This is a genomic window from Pseudobdellovibrionaceae bacterium, from assembly GCA_020635075.1.
GTDB lineage: Bacteria > Bdellovibrionota > Bdellovibrionia > Bdellovibrionales > UBA1609 > JADZEO01.
Window position 1 is genome coordinate 327,927 of the sequence record JACKAM010000003.1, and the last position, 17,445, is coordinate 345,371.

The 17,445-nt window shown below is 50.2% G+C and carries 11 protein-coding genes and 1 tRNA gene; 10 read left to right on the plus strand and 2 right to left on the minus strand.

What is annotated here, in order from left to right:
- Nucleotides 1–81: 81 nt before the first annotated feature.
- The 9 genes from H6624_16085 to H6624_16125 all read left to right on the plus strand — a co-directional run bounded on the left by H6624_16085 (nt 82) and on the right by H6624_16125 (nt 14,649).
- On the plus strand, nt 82–1,005 hold the full coding sequence (locus tag H6624_16085) for a DUF2135 domain-containing protein (GenBank protein MCB9085868.1): 924 nt from the start codon (nt 82–84) through the stop codon (nt 1,003–1,005).
- Nucleotides 1,002–1,625: a DUF1175 family protein gene (locus H6624_16090; GenBank protein MCB9085869.1), complete on the plus strand. Its 624-nt coding sequence runs from the start codon at nt 1,002–1,004 to the stop codon at nt 1,623–1,625. The genes H6624_16085 and H6624_16090 overlap by 4 nt, the downstream gene beginning before the upstream one ends.
- Nucleotides 1,622–3,013, plus strand: a complete 1,392-nt coding sequence (locus H6624_16095; protein ID MCB9085870.1) for a hypothetical protein — start codon at nt 1,622–1,624, stop codon at nt 3,011–3,013. The genes H6624_16090 and H6624_16095 overlap by 4 nt, the downstream gene beginning before the upstream one ends.
- Nucleotides 3,013–7,929, plus strand: a complete 4,917-nt coding sequence (locus H6624_16100) for a hypothetical protein (protein ID MCB9085871.1) — start codon at nt 3,013–3,015, stop codon at nt 7,927–7,929. Before H6624_16095 ends, H6624_16100 begins: the two co-directional genes overlap by 1 nt.
- Nucleotides 7,865–10,168: a hypothetical protein gene (locus tag H6624_16105; GenBank protein ID MCB9085872.1), complete on the plus strand. Its 2,304-nt coding sequence runs from the start codon at nt 7,865–7,867 to the stop codon at nt 10,166–10,168. The genes H6624_16100 and H6624_16105 overlap by 65 nt, the downstream gene beginning before the upstream one ends.
- 123 nt (nt 10,169–10,291) lie before the next feature.
- Complete coding sequence (locus tag H6624_16110) at nt 10,292–12,346, plus strand: cation:proton antiporter (protein ID MCB9085873.1); 2,055 nt, start codon at nt 10,292–10,294, stop codon at nt 12,344–12,346.
- A gap of 55 nt (nt 12,347–12,401) precedes the next feature.
- Nucleotides 12,402–13,472, plus strand: a complete 1,071-nt coding sequence (locus H6624_16115; GenBank protein MCB9085874.1) for a hypothetical protein — start codon at nt 12,402–12,404, stop codon at nt 13,470–13,472.
- Nucleotides 13,473–13,588: 116 nt separating this feature from the next.
- A complete protein-coding gene (locus H6624_16120; protein ID MCB9085875.1) occupies nt 13,589–14,113 on the plus strand; it encodes a thioredoxin family protein in 525 nt (174 codons plus the stop codon).
- A gap of 38 nt (nt 14,114–14,151) precedes the next feature.
- Nucleotides 14,152–14,649 (plus strand): hypothetical protein, encoded by a 498-nt coding sequence (locus tag H6624_16125; protein MCB9085876.1) that lies wholly within the window; start codon nt 14,152–14,154, stop codon nt 14,647–14,649.
- Between the two features lie 127 nt (nt 14,650–14,776).
- On the opposite strand, the gene H6624_16130 is transcribed toward H6624_16125, so the two are convergent.
- Nucleotides 14,777–14,853, minus strand: a tRNA-Arg gene (locus H6624_16130).
- 232 nt (nt 14,854–15,085) lie between these two features.
- Here H6624_16130 and H6624_16135 point away from each other — a divergent pair.
- Entirely contained in the window at nt 15,086–15,892 is an 807-nt protein-coding gene (locus H6624_16135) for a hypothetical protein (protein ID MCB9085877.1), read from the plus strand.
- Between the two features lie 93 nt (nt 15,893–15,985).
- Here H6624_16135 and H6624_16140 read toward each other — a convergent pair whose 3' ends face one another.
- A complete protein-coding gene (locus H6624_16140; GenBank protein MCB9085878.1) occupies nt 15,986–17,398 on the minus strand; it encodes a sigma-54-dependent Fis family transcriptional regulator in 1,413 nt (470 codons plus the stop codon).
- Nucleotides 17,399–17,445 lie beyond the last annotated feature (47 nt).

The window sequence follows — 17,445 nt, forward strand, 5'->3', positions numbered from 1 at the left end:
TTCAATTGATAGGATCATTTGCCACGCCCTAAACTCTCTACTGCTCACGATCGAAAAACTTCGCAATACTTGAGGTCCTTCATGAGAATACTTTTCCCTACCATCCTCGCATTCGTTCTCCTCCTTGTCTCCCAGGAGAGTATAGCCGGTCGCGGTGGAGCTTCCGGGGCTGTAGTTGGCCAAGGCAAAGAGCCGGTGACTATCACCATCACCTCGCCCAAAGGTGGGTGGACTGTCGATCGCATGGTGAAAGTGGAAGGGGCGGTCAGTGACACCTCCGTCAATCCCATCACCATTAGTATTAATGGCGACCGCTATCTGATTCGCACCACCGGTGGCGAGTTTCGTAGAAAGTTTCCGGTCACTGCTGGCAAGAATGTCTTGTCCGTACAGGCGGCCAACCAGGCTGGCACGTTTAAGACGGCCAAGACATTTTATGCCAAGGTCAACCCGGTTCCTTTATTGGCTGTTTTGACCAGTGACACCGACAACGTCTACACCGATTTGCATATCTATGAGCCCGGTGCTGACCTGACAGATCCGGTCACGCAAAGTAAAGACCAACACGAACACATTTTTTGGGCCCACACCCAGTCCAAGACTGGGGGCAATTTTTACCTCAATGAACAGGCCGGAAGTTACGATCAGCCCGGCTATGGTCCTTACCTCTACACTCACAAGTCGCCTCCCCTTGGTGTTTATCGTGTTGATGCCAACTATTGGCCCAGCGGGGACAAAGCTCATGTGGTCGCTACCCTCAACGTGGTATTGTTTGGTGGCACGTCCAAAGAAGTGCGCAAAACAATTCGCAACCCTCTGGTGATGCCCGGCGAAACCGTGACCATGGCTTTTGTTCGCGTGGACAAAAACCAAATCGGCTACATCTATGCCCCGACCGCTGACCCCAAACCAAAGGGCACCTCGATTTGGCCGCAATGGGTGCTCGACTTCAATCCACGGCAAAAGAGCTCGGGCTCCGACTATGACGACGGAGAAGAGTATTGAGAGCCTTTGTCCTCATCTTCTTTATCCTCTTTCAACTCTTGGCCCAGGCGGACACCATGGGCCCAAGCCCTTACCAAGAGCAGAAATTGGCTCGTGCGGCTTTGCTGCTCGCTGAATCCATTACGGGGAACTGGGATCCTGGGCAACGAGATTGCGCCGGATTCATTCGCTTTGTCTATCGCACTGGCCTCCACCTTCCTTCTGATATTTGGAAAAACCTCAATGGCGAATGGACGGATTATGTCGGGGCCGCCGAATTGATCAGTGCCAATTTCAGCATTGCCACTCGTCAGCCTACCCAATCAGAGTTAGTCACGGGGGATGTTCTCGTCTACTACAATCCCACGAAACCTCCAACCGAAGCCTGGCATCTGATGATGATTGTTAAGGCACCCGACAAAGGATCTAACCAGGCGCTTGTGGTTTACCACAATGGTGACCGGGGACCTAAGGCGGCGGTCCGCAAAGTTCGTTGGTCCAATTTGTTCGATCAAACCTCTCTTTGGCAACCCACTCCCAGCAATCCCATTTTCCAGGGCGTTTACCGCTGGAGGGGCTGGTCCCAACCAAAGACCCTAAAATTAGAGATCTCTAATCTTAATAATAAGGACGCACCATGAAGCGATTACTCATAGGCTTTATCGGAATCACAGCTTTGTCTATTTGCCTAGCGGCCGAAGCAGACAGGCTGCCCGCACCTCGTCACAAGGTCCTACCTCAAGTGTCAGTGCGCTTTCGCGATGCTCATCACCTGCACCAGTTCTTTCATCAAAATTCGGGAGCCAAGAAGTTCTTGTCGTCCAACCTTTATCGCGGATTGTTTTACCGCCTCCATCCAGTATTTGGTCTTTTAGGGAGTGAGTACTCGGCCACCTGGGAAGGTCGGCTCTTAGACTACGTTTACGAGAAGACAATGTCAGGTCGCCCTTTGACTTTGGCTTATTTCCCCCAAAGAAATCTCAATTCCCCTTTTGGCTCAGCGGTAGCTGGCCTGGGAGACGTGGAACAAAAGCTCTTTGAGAGCTTATTGTCCCCTTTTGCCGGCGGAACCCACACCGTTCCGCTTTCGGCCAGTCAGGAGCAACAGGTTCAAAGTCTAAATGTTCACGGACAAAAATTTGCCAAAGGTTTAGACAAGGGATGTCTGGGCCTCAGCCGAGATCCCTATGTGGCCGCCTACCTGACAAGCTCCTGTTCCGAGATGAAGGCCGATGCTGTGATTGACATCAATATGTTGCAACTGCTGCCGGCGATCTCGGGCGTCTACAAGCGCTTTTTCTCCAGCGAAGGAAATTTAGCTGTGCAAATGGCCTGGGAGAACTCCTCTTCAAATTTTAAACCCATGCAAGTTGAAATGCCCGTGATCAGTAACCATCAGTTTAAAAAAGGAGCAATACCTAGTGGTTTTTTTAGCGCCCTACCTGCGTCATCTGTCCTGGTGCTTGCAGCCCAGATTCCAGATCCGGGTGGTTTTACTCCCGAAGCCGTAAAGACCTATCTGTCGGAACCGCCCTCCCAACGTCAACAGCGCGAGGCTCTAACACTTGGATTAGTCGCGTTTTGGCTGGATGAAAAGTTGGAGACCGCAGTCCTCATCGGCAAAGAGGCCAAGCCCGAGGAATTGGAGGGCTTTCGTGAACTGTACAATGACTCTTCTCTCTACGAAGTTCATTTTGCGCGGGTATGCAAACAGTTTGTCGGAGTTGCGGCATCGGCAGCGGCTGTTGAAGAGCTCAATCGCGCCTGCGCCGGCACCGTGCCCAATCTTTTGCATCTTTCTCAGTCCGCCGTTCAAAAGATTCACGGACAAAACAGTTCGGCTGCGATGTTGGTAAATTTCAGCGAGTTCCTTCATGGCACCTACCGAATGGGCCTCAAGAGTCTTGATGAAGGAAAGGAATCATCACCTGAAGTTAAAGAGGCACAGGCCATTCTTGGTGATCTTCCTTATTACTTTTTTGCAGGTGATGTGGACAACAGCTCCCTGGTCATGAAAGAGGTTCGCTAATGACTCGCTCAAAAATTCAGCTTTGCCTTCTCCTGTTTGTATTGAGTCTTACCCAGACATCCTGGGGGAAAGATCTCTATATGACTATTCGCCGGGATTTTGGCCCCAAGGAAACCCCGGAAGTGGAAATCAACTACAAGTCTGATGCACCTGTCACCTTTAGGCTGTTGAAGCCCAAAGACATGGCGGGTTTTATCGCCAGTCAAATCGATTTGCGCCGAGCCTGGAAGCAACCTAAGACAGAAGTCAATTCGGCTCGCTACCTGATTCAGGGCTTTAACAAATTGAAGATGGACACGGGATGGGTACGGGGTGGACTCAATCAGGATCTTAAGGTCAGTCTCAAGCCAAATTTTGGCGGTGGAACTTTTCGCTCCACGCCAAGCCCTCTCGCCTTAGGACCTAAGCAGTTTATTGCCACTCCTGATGGCTTTACTGTTGTCCAAGAGTTCACTTCCGTCCCGGAATCCCAGGACGAGGGAAAACCCTTTGATGTCCCTGGTTTTAACTGGTGGAATCCTCACCGAGAGAGCGCCCTCAAAACCCGAGTCGTCCATCTGCCTAAACTGGATCCTGGATTTTATGTTCTTCAGGTGATTCAGCAGGCACTTGAAGGGCAGGTGGTGTTGGCCATCAACGACATCGTTGGGCGACTGGAACAAACCTCCCATGAAGCACTTGTGTCCGCCACCACTCGGGACGGTGAGCCTCTGGCGGGAGCCAAAGTTCGGCTGCGCAATATCCAAGGGCAGTGGGTTGGCGAGGAAACCACGGATAAAGGTGGAACCGCCCGCTTTAAGACTGACAGCCCTCAACTCATTGCAACCATCGAAAAAACAGGAACCGCCATTATCGATACAGACTTTTTTGCCTCAACGGCAATCAGTCCCGATCTTTACCTCTATACGGATCGCCCGATGTTCAAGTCAGGGGAAAAAGTCAGATACAGAGGTGTTCTTCGCGAACAACACAGTGGTGTGAGTCAACTCATGGGCCAGACGGCAGCACGAGTGCGGATAGTCGATATTGACGATGGGCAAACTCTTGGTGAGGTCCCCGTCACCATTAGTGACTTTGGAACCTTTCACGGTGAGTTCACTCTCAATGATGACCAGGCCTCGGGAGTCTACCGACTGGAAGCATCGGTCGATGACAAAGCCCACATTGGTGAGTTTCGGGTAAAGGATTACGTCAAACCTGTCTTCTTTGTTAAAATTGACACCAGTCAGGAAACTTTAAAACCTGGCTCTCAACTGACAGCCACCATTAAGGCTGAACGCTATGCGGGCGGAGCTCCACCCGACGTGGTCTATCGCGCCCAGCTCTTTCGCGCCAAGGCCGACACCCCCCAATGGGTGGAAGATGCTGGAATGGGGGAATCCGGATCTGAAGTGACATACTTTTGGGATCAAACACCCAATCAATACAATCCACTGACTTTATTGACGACCAAAGATGAACTGAAACTCAACCGCAACGGTATAGGTGTCTTGACTCTTGCTGTTCCCTCCGACACCCCTGTGCAAAGTAACTTTGACTATAAGTACATGCTTAAAATCAGCGCCGAGGATGCCGACGGAAATCAGGCGGGAGTGTCCAAAACCTTTTTGGATATGAAGAGCGAGCTGATTGCCCAGGCACGAATGACCGCTTCCTTTGCCGGGCAGGGATTTCCCGCCAGCCTGAAGGTTCGCTCCGTATATCCATCAGGCAAGGCCTATGCGAACGCCCGCGGACAAGTTCAATGGACGGTGACCAGTTATGATGGTTCAAGTAAAAAATTAGACGATCGAGTCTTTAAAACGGATGAGAACGGTCGTTTTGAAATGCCGGTTCCCACCGAGAATCCCGGAGCCATTCAGGCACGGGTATACGTGTGGGATAAAAACGATGCTCCTAGTCGGGCCGACGTGGAGATGTTGGTGCTCAATCCCGATATTCGCCAGGGCGTGGTGCGTGTTCAGGATATGACCCTGCTCAGTCGTAGGGATTATTTCTTTCCCGGGGAAACCTCCAAAGGCCTGGTCATGCTCCCCGAAGGCTGGGGTCATCATGGGGGTAACAAAGGCACTCTTTACATCACCGTCGCCGGAGAAAAGATTTTTTCCCACCGGGTGCAGGCCGTGGACGGGCTGGCAACATGGATCGAAGAAAAGATTCAACCTGAGTTTGGCACCGGGGTTTACATAATTGTCGCCTATGCCGATCCCACCCGAGGTTGGGTGGAGAGAAAATTCTCTTACCGCATTCCGCAAAAGGACAAGCAGCTTAGGGTGAAAATGGCCTTTGCCCAGGGCAATGTCATGCCCGGACAGGAACAAACCGTGAACCTGACAGTCGTGGACGATGGTGGTAGGCCCGTTCACTCTGAAGTGTCCTTGTCTGTGGTTGACACCGCCGTCCTTGCTCTGCAGCCTGAGTTTCGTCCTCAGCTGATGGATTTCTTTTATCCTCAAGCAAAGTTGAACCTCACCAGCTTCTTTTCCAGCCAGTTCCAATCCTATGGCTACGGTGAGCCCCTGGCGACTCTGTTCAAACCCAACTACTGGTACTCAGCAGCCAAATCAGAACAAGAGAAGTTGCGTGAAGATGACACCGCCCACTGGGTGGCCAACCTAATCACCGATGATCAAGGTGCCGCCTCAACGACCTTCCGCATGCCAGCCAACCAAACCATTTGGGAAGTGACGGCCATTGCCGTCGACAAAAACGGGCGTTTTGGTGAATCTAAAGATGAGTTCCGCTCGCAAATGCCCGTATCCCTCATTTTAGCCATGCCCGCATTTTTGCGTCGGGGCGATTCCATGGAACCACGAATTTCCATTAGCAACACTAAGGACTCGGGGCAAACCTATGAGGTGAGTTATCAACTCGACACTCCAACAGAACTGAAGGTAGAGACACCGATGAAGGCTGCGGACAAACTGACGCCGGGAAAAAGCGTAGATCTGGTCGGCAATGCATTGCTCGCTCAACTTCCTGCCGAAGGTAAATCCATCAGCCTGACCAGCCAGATGCAGTTTGCCCAGAATAGCCTGAAGTTTGAGCATAGTCTGCGAACAATGGATTCGCGAATTCCGTCTTATGAATCCCCACCCGAAACCGAATCCGGATGGAAACTGAGTCAGTCCGAACAATCACCCATTCAATCGGTACGATATGTGGTGACCCAGGGAATTATGGGTACTTTGATGCCCTCAATGCGCTGGCTCATTGCCTATCCCCATGGGTGCGTGGAGCAGTCATTGAGCCGCACCATTCCCAGTTTGGTGATGAAAGATCTGTTTGAAGGCATCGACACCAACAAGTCATCGGTTGCGTCCACAGTGGGCGCTGTTGCCCTACCCACAGATGCTGGTTTTATTGCCAAAGCCTGGAACTGGTTTAAGGGACTGTGGATGCGGTTCATGAGCTGGTTTAGGGGTCTCTTCCAAAGAGAAACGATTCAAATCAAAATCCATCGCACATTTTCCAAACTCGTTGGCGACGCCCAGGAGTTTGCATCCGCCGGTCTAAAGAAGTTGGCTCTCTATCAAAACCGTAATGGGGCCTTTTCCTGGTTTGCCGGGGAAGGCGAAGGCGATTTGGATATGACCCTGACCGTTATGATGATGCTTATGAGTCACGAAAAACCCTTCTATAAGTCGGACGGATTGGATTTGGAAAAGTCCTGGTCCTGGATCAACCAACAATATATAGATCGCAATTCGGAGAGAGGAATAATCCTCACCTACATTCAGGCTCGCCTACACAAGGCCGGAACCGTTCAGTCCGGACGCTCTGATGCCGTATCACGAATAAATCAGATTGGCGCTCGTGCCAAGGATTTAGGCTTGGGCCTCCAGGCTTTGACCCTCTTGGCATTGGACAGTTTTGGCCTTCGCGATACCGCTGACGCGAAGGCCACTCAGCAACTACTCATCGCCAATCTACAAGGTGGAGTGACTGAGTTCTTTAATAACGGAGGGACTCCACAGTTGTGGCGCCCACTCCGAGCCTCATGGCAGGGATACCCCGGAAACTTCCTGTCGGATGTGGCTATTGCCGTTCGTGCCCTGCACAGTTTCGCTGCTCTCGACAATAACAACAAGTCCTCTTACATCACCATGCTCCTGCGCCAGTTTAATGGCTCTCACTTTGGGTCCACCTACGAGACCTCAATGGTTTTGCTCCATAGCAGTTGGTTGTTACAGGAGGACATGAATCGAAAGGCATCTGATCGCCCACCCACTGTGCGCATTGATGGCCAAGCCATTGTTGGAGACAAGATTAGAACTTTGAGTAGCCTCAGCGGATGGGAACTGGAAGTGGACGGCTCTCTATTGACAGCCGGTGATCACACCTTTGAGGCCGATCGGGACAAGTACCTCTCGGCTGATTTGCGCCTAGTGCGTATGCTTCCCATCGAACAATCTGCCCAACAGAGTCAGGGATGGGAACTTAAAAAATCCTATTACAAGATTGAAAATGGCGGGCACCTCCGTCGCCCGTTTGATCCCACAAAAGAGGGCGTTCGGGTTGGTGATTTACTCTTTGTCGAACTGGATTTTGGTCATCGGATGGATGGCCAGGGCTGGCGCCAAATGTACAGTCCTAGTCACTTCATTCTCCACGATGATGTACCGGCAGGATTTTTAGCCCTTGAGGAGGACAAGGAGTTTTCCGGATTTGCTTGGTACGATCCGGACAAGTCAAAAGGCCTGAGAATCCGTCGCATTGAGCAAGATCGGATATATTGGTATTTTCGTTACGATGACCGCTGGATGAGTAAGACCCGCAAGGTTGGGTATTTCCTAAGGGCCAACTACGGTGGGATCTTTTCTTCAGGCGTTGCCAGAGTAGAGGATTTTTATGACGAGAACAGCTTTGCTCAGACTGCCGGTAGCCGTCTGCGCGTGGCTCCTTATCAGCGCTGAAGCACTGGGATTCACACTTTCCTGGGATGGCAAGTTTTCGGCAGATCATGAAGTTCAGGGTCGCAAGGCCCTGACCCTTCTCGCCTCCAAGTGGCAGGCACTTTCCTTCGAGACTCTTCCTGCCGAGACCATCCAAATTCTGCCGCTGACGGATCGTCCAGCACTCACTCATGGCGGAAGATCTCTGCCAGGAAAGATCGCTCTCAGCCCCCTGTTGTCGGCAACCGATTGGCCTTCTGTCTTTGGTCATGAATTAGCCCATCAACTTTGGCTCAGCCACTGCGGCCCAACCAAGACCCAGGATGAGATCATTCACGAAGCCTTCGCACTATGGGTTTCGGACGACAGCCATCGCCTGATGATGGCCAACCACGATATCGCCTTCATCAGCCAGGCCCGGGAAAGACTATTGCGTCTCAAGGGTCGCCCTTTGGACCACCAGAGTGCTCAGTTGGATCAACTTGCACTCGCTCGCCTGATGACTATCGATGACGCCAAAGCCCAGTGGGCTCTTTTTTTCAAAACCCTTGTGCCTCAATGTCGATCCGCCGAGAAAATGCGTGATGAGTTTTGGAATTTGATCGCCAATGTCGATCATCAACAAAAACTAGGGCGCATCCACTATCTTTTACAGGACGGCCTCAGTGGCGTCACACTTTCCGCCCACAAACCCACACATCAGCCGTTCCCCATTGGATCAATTCTCAAGCCCTTGACGATTCAACTCCTACCCGCTCTGCGAGGTAGTCTTCCCTCTCGCGACGATCTCACTTGGCATTGCCCATCTCGTCCACTACGGACCCGACAGTGGAGTTGGAAGCAGGCCCTAGTGACTTCCTGCAATGGTTTTTTCCTCGATCATCCCATTCCGCAAAAGCAATGGAGGACCTGGCGCTCCTTTTGGCAGTTTTGGGATATGCCAATAAGGGCAAACTCCATGGGCCAGGCTATTGGTCTTTTTCCTGGCTTTGAGCTGAGCTTAGAGAAGGTACTCGCCGTCTACCAGTGGCTGGACTTGACCTCACCCGATATCATTGACGTACTACGGGACACACCTCTCTCAGGTACAATCGCCCGCGCACCCGATGCTCAGTGGTTTGTACGTAATCAAATTGCTCTTAAGACTGGATCTGTCAGGTCCAGTACTGGAGAACCCATTCACTCCTGGATCGTAGCCCTCGGCCCACGCAATCAGGAGGGAGTGAGCTCCTTTCGTGCGGTGATACATGGGGAGGGTCGGGCAACGACTCATTTGTTACCCGAGTTGCGACGTCTTTTGGCGCGCAGATTGTGGCAGCAATCAAATGCCGCCAAAGTGCAAGTATTGGGGTTGGTACCCCTTACTGACCTCCGCTTTTCTTGCCCAAATGGGGGACTGGGGCTGAAGCGCCCAATCGGTCAACGATGGACATTAGTGCGTCAGCCTAGGAACCCTATCCCTATGGGTAAAAACACAGAGTGGATGTGTTTGGGCACTCCCGGTCAACTGCATTTTAAGAGTCGCAAAGGGACTTTACTCACCCGCTCCTACTACGGACGCCTGAGAGTGGAGTCAGAGGATGTGCTGGAACAGATTCCGTCCTCCCCATTGCCAACGGACGGACGACGGTTTCGGGCCCGCCGGGGCTCAGCCGTCACCTTGATCACCAGCGAAGGGCATTACGCTGAACAAGTCCTTGCCTCGGAGTTCCCCAGGGGGCACGGAGAGACTCTTAAGGCTCTGGCCTTTGGCGTCCTTCACAATCTTCATCACAGTCCCCACCCGGATCGGCCTGTTTGCGACACAACTCATTGCCAGGTGTTTGCCCATCAGCATGGCATTGCTCATCACCTTGAAGCGAGAATTCGGGATTCTGTCGAAGATGTCCTCAATCGGCGTCAAAACATCAAGTTTGAAAAGGAATGGTTCTTTTTCTCTCTGGGTGGCTTGAAACCATGGAGGAAAAAGATTTCACCGAAGTTTATCGGTAAGGAATTGGCTCTTAATGGAGACATCAACGAAATCAAGCCTGGTCTTCACAAATGGCTGGTTTCCACAAAAGAGGGACAACACCTCAGGTTGAAGTGCGAAGATCTACGCAATCAACTCCGGCTTCTCAGTTGTCCAGATTCTGTTGAAAAAGAGCCAGGCTACTGGGCGTTTTCCGGTCACGGCCAAGGACATGGTAAAGGGCTCTCTCTGATTGAAGCCGACTTAGCGGCTCGGGCGGGGAAGTTGTTTCCCGAGCTTCTCCCCTAGTCCGCATCCATTTCTGTATACAGCGCAGAATTCAATTGAAACATATGTATAGATGACTTCCATACTGTATGATTTGGGGATGAACTCAGGTTCTCCAGTGAACAACAAGGTTAGATATTCACTATGAATGCCGGCCATCAGCTACTTATCGACCTCATTGTCATTCTTGGCTCCGCCACACTGGTGGCCACCATTTTTTATTCAATCCACCTCCCTCCGGTGGTGGGTTTTTTATTTGCCGGCATTCTCGCCGGCCCCAATGGACTGGGATTAGTAAAGACCCTGCCCAGTGTGGAAGTACTGACCGAGATCGCTGGCGTATTACTCATGTTCACCATAGGCCTGGAGATTTCTCTGCGACAACTCCTGGCGATGAAGAAGGTCTTGTTCGGCCTGGGACTAGGGCAGATGGCGTTGACCATGGGGCTCTCTGCCCTGATCTTTCACTTTGGATTTGGCTTTGGTTGGCCGCGGTCGGTTTTCTTTTCCTCTATTGTGGCATTGAGTTCAACGGCTGTGGTGCTGAAACTTCTGAAAGATAGCCGAAATCTAGACAGCCCACTCGGACAAACAAGTCTGTCAATACTGCTCTTTCAAGACATTGCCGTCATTCCCCTGCTTCTCATTCTTCCCCTCTTGGCCGGAGCCAAAGCCGCCCAAGCCACCGCGTCTCCTCTTTCACTAGAGACGATAGGTACCTTTGTTTTGACATCGGGTGGGCTTATTCTTTTTGTCCTCGTTGGTTCTCGATGGGTGGTTCCCTGGATTTTGGATCGGGTGGCCAAGACCCGCAGTAGTGAGATCTTCTTTTTTTCCATCCTTTTTATCTGCGCCGGCACAGCTTTTCTAATTGAGTTCGTGGGTCTGTCATTGTCCTTGGGAGCTTTTTTTGCTGGCCTGATGATTGCCAGCTCCCCCTATGGAAAACAGACCATGGCCGAGTTTACTCCTTTAAGGGATAACTTCTTAGGTCTGTTTTTCGTCTCCATTGGCATGCTTTTGAGTCTTCAGTTTGTCCAGGAGCACTGGCTCCAGGTCATAGCCCTTTCTTCTGGAATTTTACTCATCAAGTTCTTTTGCATCTTCGCCGTACTGTGGATGTTTGGCATTACTTCCACTGTAGGCATGGTCACAGCCCTCACTCTGTTTCAAATTGGAGAATTCTCTCTCATATTAGCTGACCAGGGACGAGGACTGGGCATGATGACCGACAAGCAGTACCAGTTCTTTCTAAGTGTGGCGATTATCTCTCTTGCCCTCACTCCAGTACTCTATCGATTGGCACCTAAACTGAGTTTTCAATCCAACTTGCGCTCTCTGATTCCCAGATCCATCAGCGAAGTGGCCCATCAACTTCGAGATCAGTGGGTAACCAAGGTTTCTGTAGACTCGGTCAAGCACGGCGCTGGTGAATTGGCGGGACACACCATTATCATTGGTTTTGGTATCGCCGGCCAAGAGGTTGCCTCGGCCCTAAAGGCTTTGGATCTTCCCTACCAGGTTATTGAGATGAATCCAGATACAGTTAAGGCGGCAAAAAAGAGAGGAGATCCCATAATTTACGGCGACGCCACCAAACACGAAATCCTAGAGCAAGCTGGCCTCGAGCGAGCACACCTGGTTATTCTGGTGGTCAATAGCCTTGATATCACGACGGCCGTCCTGAGAACCGTCCATAAGATGCGTCCTGAAATCGAAGTTCTCGCCCGCCTCCAATACCTGAGAGATCTGAACCAATTGAAAGCCAGCCAGAATGTGGAGCCTATTGTTTCCGAGTTTGAAACCAGTTTGGAGATCTTGGCCCGCACCCTTAAGGCCTATGGTGCCGAAGATCACCAGATTCACCAATTCACTCTTGATGCTCATGAACGCTTACAGAAAACATCTATGGGCCTGGCCCGATCCCATCGCATCAGCCTCAATTTGCCCGACTGGCAGATGTTTGCCAGCCTTTTTCCTATGAAAATCATAGCCGCAAGCCCAGCCATCGGGCAAAACTTGATTCAGCTGGATTTGCGTAAACAAACGGGAGCAACAATCGTGTCTGTGTCCCGAGAGGGAATGGGAACGACAGTTCCGGGTCCAGACTTCACATTTGAAGCCAATGATACCCTCTATCTCTTGGGTACATCCGACTCGATTCGCAGGACCGAAGCTTTAATTCATCCTCAGTCTTGACTTCAGCCCCAGCCCCCCTAAAGATCGGGTTGAAAAACCGGGGAATTAGGATGGCATGCTACAAAAGGGACTTCCACTTGCTCTCTGTCAATTGGTACTGATTGCTGGTATTCTATGGGTCACAAATCGATACCTGGAGAGTCAGAATCCAATAGCTGAGGACAACTACACTCATGAGATTATCCAGGATTCTAGTTCCACAGAAACCCGGATGGTAAATGAAAGCCTTCATATCGACACTTCTGATGGAGAGAAAACCATCTTTAGGACGACCAAAACGGAGGGGCGATTTGCCGACTATTGGCTGAGGATTGATCCCGATACCGGCCTTTACCCAACCCAGCCGCAGCACCAAGTTGTACTTCTGGGCTGCTCTTTTGTTCAAGGGGATGGTCTCAACGACGATCAGACTCTGCAGCGCTTGACTCAATTGAGTTTTAATTCAACAGAACAACAATCTACCGTAAAGACTATTTCCATTTCTAAAGGTGGGTGGTCCATCAACCACCTTTTTGAGCTCTTTTACAACAACAACCCAATTTTCAATCGTATCAGTCCCCGAGTGCCGACGACTTTTATATACTTGTACCCAGATTTTCATATCGACCGAGCCATAATGACATACTCCACATTTTTGTCTTCGCCCGAAAAAAAGTCCAAGTTCCCTGTAATTTCCATGACCAAAAGTGGAGACTTTAAAATTGAGGAGTTGGCTCAGGCATTTCCCCGACAGACCTCAACGCTCCAATTCCTCCATTCGGCAGGATTGGCCAGCTCGCAAATGGCCCTCCTGTGGAAGCCCATTTTAGAGCCTCTTCGCCTTTGGCGATTTGAGTCGGGACAACACGAAAAGAATGTTGCCCGTCGTATCGCCGAGTTCAAAAAAGGGCTTTTTTCCCGTTTTCCCAAATCGAATTTCCTACTTGTTCCCTACCCATTTCACTCAAGAATCAATGACGGTCTTTATACCGACCACGGGATTGAAATCTTTCGAATTGAACTCACGAGGGAGCAACAAGACTTACAGTCAGAATACTTTATCCCCTGGGATCGACACCCCTCGGGAAAACTCAACGCTCTCCTTGCAGAGGCCATCACCCGGAAGGTTGGTCATCCTTCCAAATGATGTCAACCGACCTCTGAATAAAAACTGACCAACCCTCCGTCCGGCCTGGCACCATCCATGCATTAAAGGTGAATTCTTGCTCATTAATAGTCTCACCCTAGCGATAAGAGGTTAAAGTGACTAAATTTGCATGTGCTCTAGTGCTCCTTTTCGCTACTGCATTGCCAAGTTTTGGCAATGAGCCTTGCAATGATTCGGGCCTGATCTACAAGATATGTTCAGATCAACAGGAGATATTTACTGGCGCGCTCGAACGTGCGAACGCATCTGATAAAATACTTCTTGTCAAATTTGGAGCTGATTGGTGCCCCTGGTGTCGGTCCTTGCACAAGATCTTTACCGATCCCGAATTCATAGCTCCTTTATCCTCCCAGCTAGAAGTTGTTGAGATTGGCGTATACCACCCTAAGTCGGCAGACAAGATTCCATCTGGAATAAAGGTCCTCGAAGATATCATCGCTCTTTCGGGACAGCAGGTTCAGGTCAATGGCGTCCCGTTTTTGGCTCTTTATAATCCCAAAAACCAAAAGGTGTTTTTTCAAAACACGGGTGAACTGGAACTCAATACCGCAACCTCTAAGGGCCATGACCGCAATAAGGTCAGTCGTGCTCTCCTCAATGGCATAGAGAGTATTAGATAATGAACGGAATACATCCCTGACGAAAAAGGAGTTCCCATATGTTACGATTGCTTCAAAGCCTAGTTCTATCCCCAGTTATGGCATTTGGTTTTTCAGCTCTCGGACAGGCGCAGATTTCAAAAGGCTTGTACAAAGGGGTCAGCGAGTTATGCTCTGATGGAACTGTTTATACTGGAGATACAGATGTTCTCACTTCAACAAGAAAAGATATTCAGTTCTCGATGGAGTTTCTTGATAAGAATCAAGTTCGCGTTGCTATGGCCAATGAAAAATCACCCGAAACATCAGGAGAGTATGTCGCTCGATATAGCTTAGATCCGGGCGGGGTGCTTAGGTATATAGAGGTTGTTTCGATATCATTTCCAGAAAATTCCTCTATGACTAAAGAGTCGATGGAAGCCTATCTTTTGCAGCTTCCTGCGGCTGTTATCAGTACCAATGGAATTCAATTGATCCTAAGTTCCCCAGGCTTTAATGGACACGGTCGGTGCACCCCTCCTGCCTTCACGATTAATATTTTTGAAAAGGTAAAGTAGTCAATACACATCAAAAAATGGCGACCACGGGGGGGAGTCGGGATGAGAGCCCCGCAGGCACAGCCGAGGAGCTAGGCTCGTCCCGACAAAAAACTTCTAGCTTTGCTGGAATTCCCACATAGATAAATGGCGACCACGGGGGGGATTGAACCTCCGACCTACAGTTTAGGAAACTGTTGCTCTATCCAACTGAGCTACGTGGTCCCATACCCTTAGAACTAAGGTTAAGACCCTGATAAGACAAGGGCTTTTTGAGGTCTAAAGGGCAATATTTTCTATATTTTTGAGTCATTTCACACCACGCCGGGCATCAATTTCTCTAATGTCTTCACTTCAAAGGGAATCATTTTCGCTTCCCTGCCCTTTTCGGTAGGTTGGGCCCCGCTGACGACTCCAATCGTCCCATCCACAAAACACCATTTCGAGGGGAAATGACATGAAAAAACTCGTACTCTTTCTTGCTGGCTGTGTGATTGCCGGCAATGCCACTGCCCGTTCCATTATTCCTGAGCCCTATGAAGGAAACGCTGAAATTGTTTCCTTGTCCCAAAACCACATGTTCCCACGCGCCACTGGATACGTGACCTTTATGCAAGGCTGCGGCGACCAGTTTCTGCGTATCGTTCAAACTCCTGGTGAGCAGAATGACTTGGGAATTCGCGAAATCAAAGTCGAAGTGAAGCTTTTGATCAACCCTGGCGCTGTTTGCTTGGCTATGCCCACTCCTGTGACCAAGGAATTCACTATCAATACAATGGATGGCCCCATTGCCCTGGTTAAGGAATTCTCCACACCTTTGAGCCAAATCGCCCTTGAGTGCACCAATGACATGCGGCCCGTTGACGGAGCCTTGACTCAGGTTCAGTTGGTGAAGCAAGCCAATGGCCGCTACAACGTGATCTACAATGTTGCCACTCCTGGCTGGGGAGCTCCTCCTGAGAATTCTTCAGTCGTATTGGCATCTAATCTGAAGTGCACATTTGCTCACAATGATGGCCTGCTGTCATCTTGCCGCAAGTCTTCCCGTGAGTTCCACGAGCCCACCAACTCTGGATTCACCTCCAAGAGTGTGCAAACCAAGGGTGTCTATGATAATGGCCGCGTCTACAAAGCTGACTCCATCGCCATCGAAGTCTACTCCCCAGAGTTGGCTGCCAATGAAGAAGGATATGCTTATCCTCCTCAGACTTACCCCGGCCGCGCTGAAATCAGCTTCAAGCTGAAGCAATGTGTAGCTCGTTAATCTCTTCTGAATTGGCTCCATTTGGGCCAAAATAAAAAAAGCCAGCCTTGAAAGGCTGGCTTTTCCAATTTACCCAAATTCCAGTGCTAAAGATCAGGCCGAATCCTCGTCCATCTCATCGTCGCTAATAGAGCCCAAGTTATACTTTTCAACCCGGTAGCGCATGGAGCGAAAGGTGATGCTGAGGAGCTTCGCCGCCTTCTTTTTCACGCCACCCGCAGCATGAATGGCTTTAACCAAAAGCTCCTTTTCAATCTGGCCCATGACTTTGTCGAGATCGATTCCATCATCTGTGATTTCAATCTCATGGCTTGATGCCAATTTTCTGCCGCTAGGGGTATTTACAAATGGGGGCAAACTTTCGGGTAGGATCGTCGCTCCACCTTCAAGGGCCACGGTGCGCTCAATGATATTTTCCAGCTCGCGCACGTTACCAGGGTAATGATATTTGCGCATCATATCCATAGCCTCTGCGCTGATACTTCCAATGGCCTTCCCTAATCTATCATTATATTTGGCGAGAAAGTGCTGTGTGAGCAGAGGAATGTCGTCGGTTCTCTCCCTCAGGGCGGGCATACGAATGTTGATTACGTTAAGACGATAAAAGAGATCTTGCCGGAACTCTCCTTTGGAAACCATGTCCTCCAGGTCCCTGTTGGTGGCCGCGATAATGCGAACTTCCACTTTAGTGTCATCTGTGGCACCCACACGACGGATCACCCTCTCCTGAATGGCGCGAAGAAGCTTCACCTGAATAGTGGGAGCAAGCTCACCCACCTCATCCAAAAACAGGGTTCCTCCGTCGGCCACCTCGAAGAGACCGGCCTTATCGGCAACAGCACCCGTAAACGAGCCCTTCTTGTGACCGAACATCTCCGATTCCATCAGAGTTTCAGGAATGGCTCCACAGTTGACGGTAACAAAAGGCTTGTCCTTGAGAGGGCCATTATAATGAATCGCTTTGGCCACCATCTCCTTACCCGTACCACTTTCACCGGTGACCAACACATTGGTTGGAGTTTGAGAAACTCGGCGAATCATTTCGAAAATCCGATGCATGGCCTCAGAGTTTCCAACGAGGTTTTGGAAACTGTATTCCCTAGTTAGTTCTTTCTTTAAAGATCGGTTTTCAACTTCCAAGCTCTGACTGCGAAGGGCATTGGCAATGTTGATCCGGACTTCGTCGATCTTGAAGGGCTTGGTGAGGTAGTCGTAAGCACCAAGCTTCATGGCCTCCACAGCGGTTTCTGTAGAACCAAATGCCGTGATCATCATGAACAGCATGTCAGGGAACTGATCCTTCACGTGGCGAAGCAGCTCAATACCTGTCATGTTTGGCATCTGCAAATCAGAAATGACCATATCGACGGATTTCTTTTTGAGAATATCCAGTGCCTTTTGGCCATCTTCCGCGCAGGTGACTTCGTACCCTTCTTTGCGCAACATGATGTCTAGAAATTCGCGAATAGACTCTTCGTCGTCGACTACCAGAATTCTTGGTTTCATCCGTTGACCCCTCTTACGTTCACTTTCCATTTTCCAATGTATCTCAA

Coding starts and splice junctions, on each gene's coding strand:
- H6624_16085 (MCB9085868.1), top strand. CDS start 82: ATGAGAATACTTTTCCCTACCATCCTCGCATTCGTTCTCCTCCTTGTC.
- H6624_16095 (MCB9085870.1), top strand. CDS start 1,622: ATGAAGCGATTACTCATAGGCTTTATCGGAATCACAGCTTTGTCTATT.
- H6624_16100 (MCB9085871.1), top strand. CDS start 3,013: ATGACTCGCTCAAAAATTCAGCTTTGCCTTCTCCTGTTTGTATTGAGT.
- H6624_16105 (MCB9085872.1), top strand. CDS start 7,865: ATGACGAGAACAGCTTTGCTCAGACTGCCGGTAGCCGTCTGCGCGTGG.
- H6624_16110 (MCB9085873.1), top strand. CDS start 10,292: ATGAATGCCGGCCATCAGCTACTTATCGACCTCATTGTCATTCTTGGC.
- H6624_16115 (MCB9085874.1), top strand. CDS start 12,402: ATGCTACAAAAGGGACTTCCACTTGCTCTCTGTCAATTGGTACTGATT.
- H6624_16125 (MCB9085876.1), top strand. CDS start 14,152: ATGTTACGATTGCTTCAAAGCCTAGTTCTATCCCCAGTTATGGCATTT.
- H6624_16135 (MCB9085877.1), top strand. CDS start 15,086: ATGAAAAAACTCGTACTCTTTCTTGCTGGCTGTGTGATTGCCGGCAAT.
- H6624_16140 (MCB9085878.1), bottom strand. CDS start 17,398: ATGAAACCAAGAATTCTGGTAGTCGACGACGAAGAGTCTATTCGCGAA.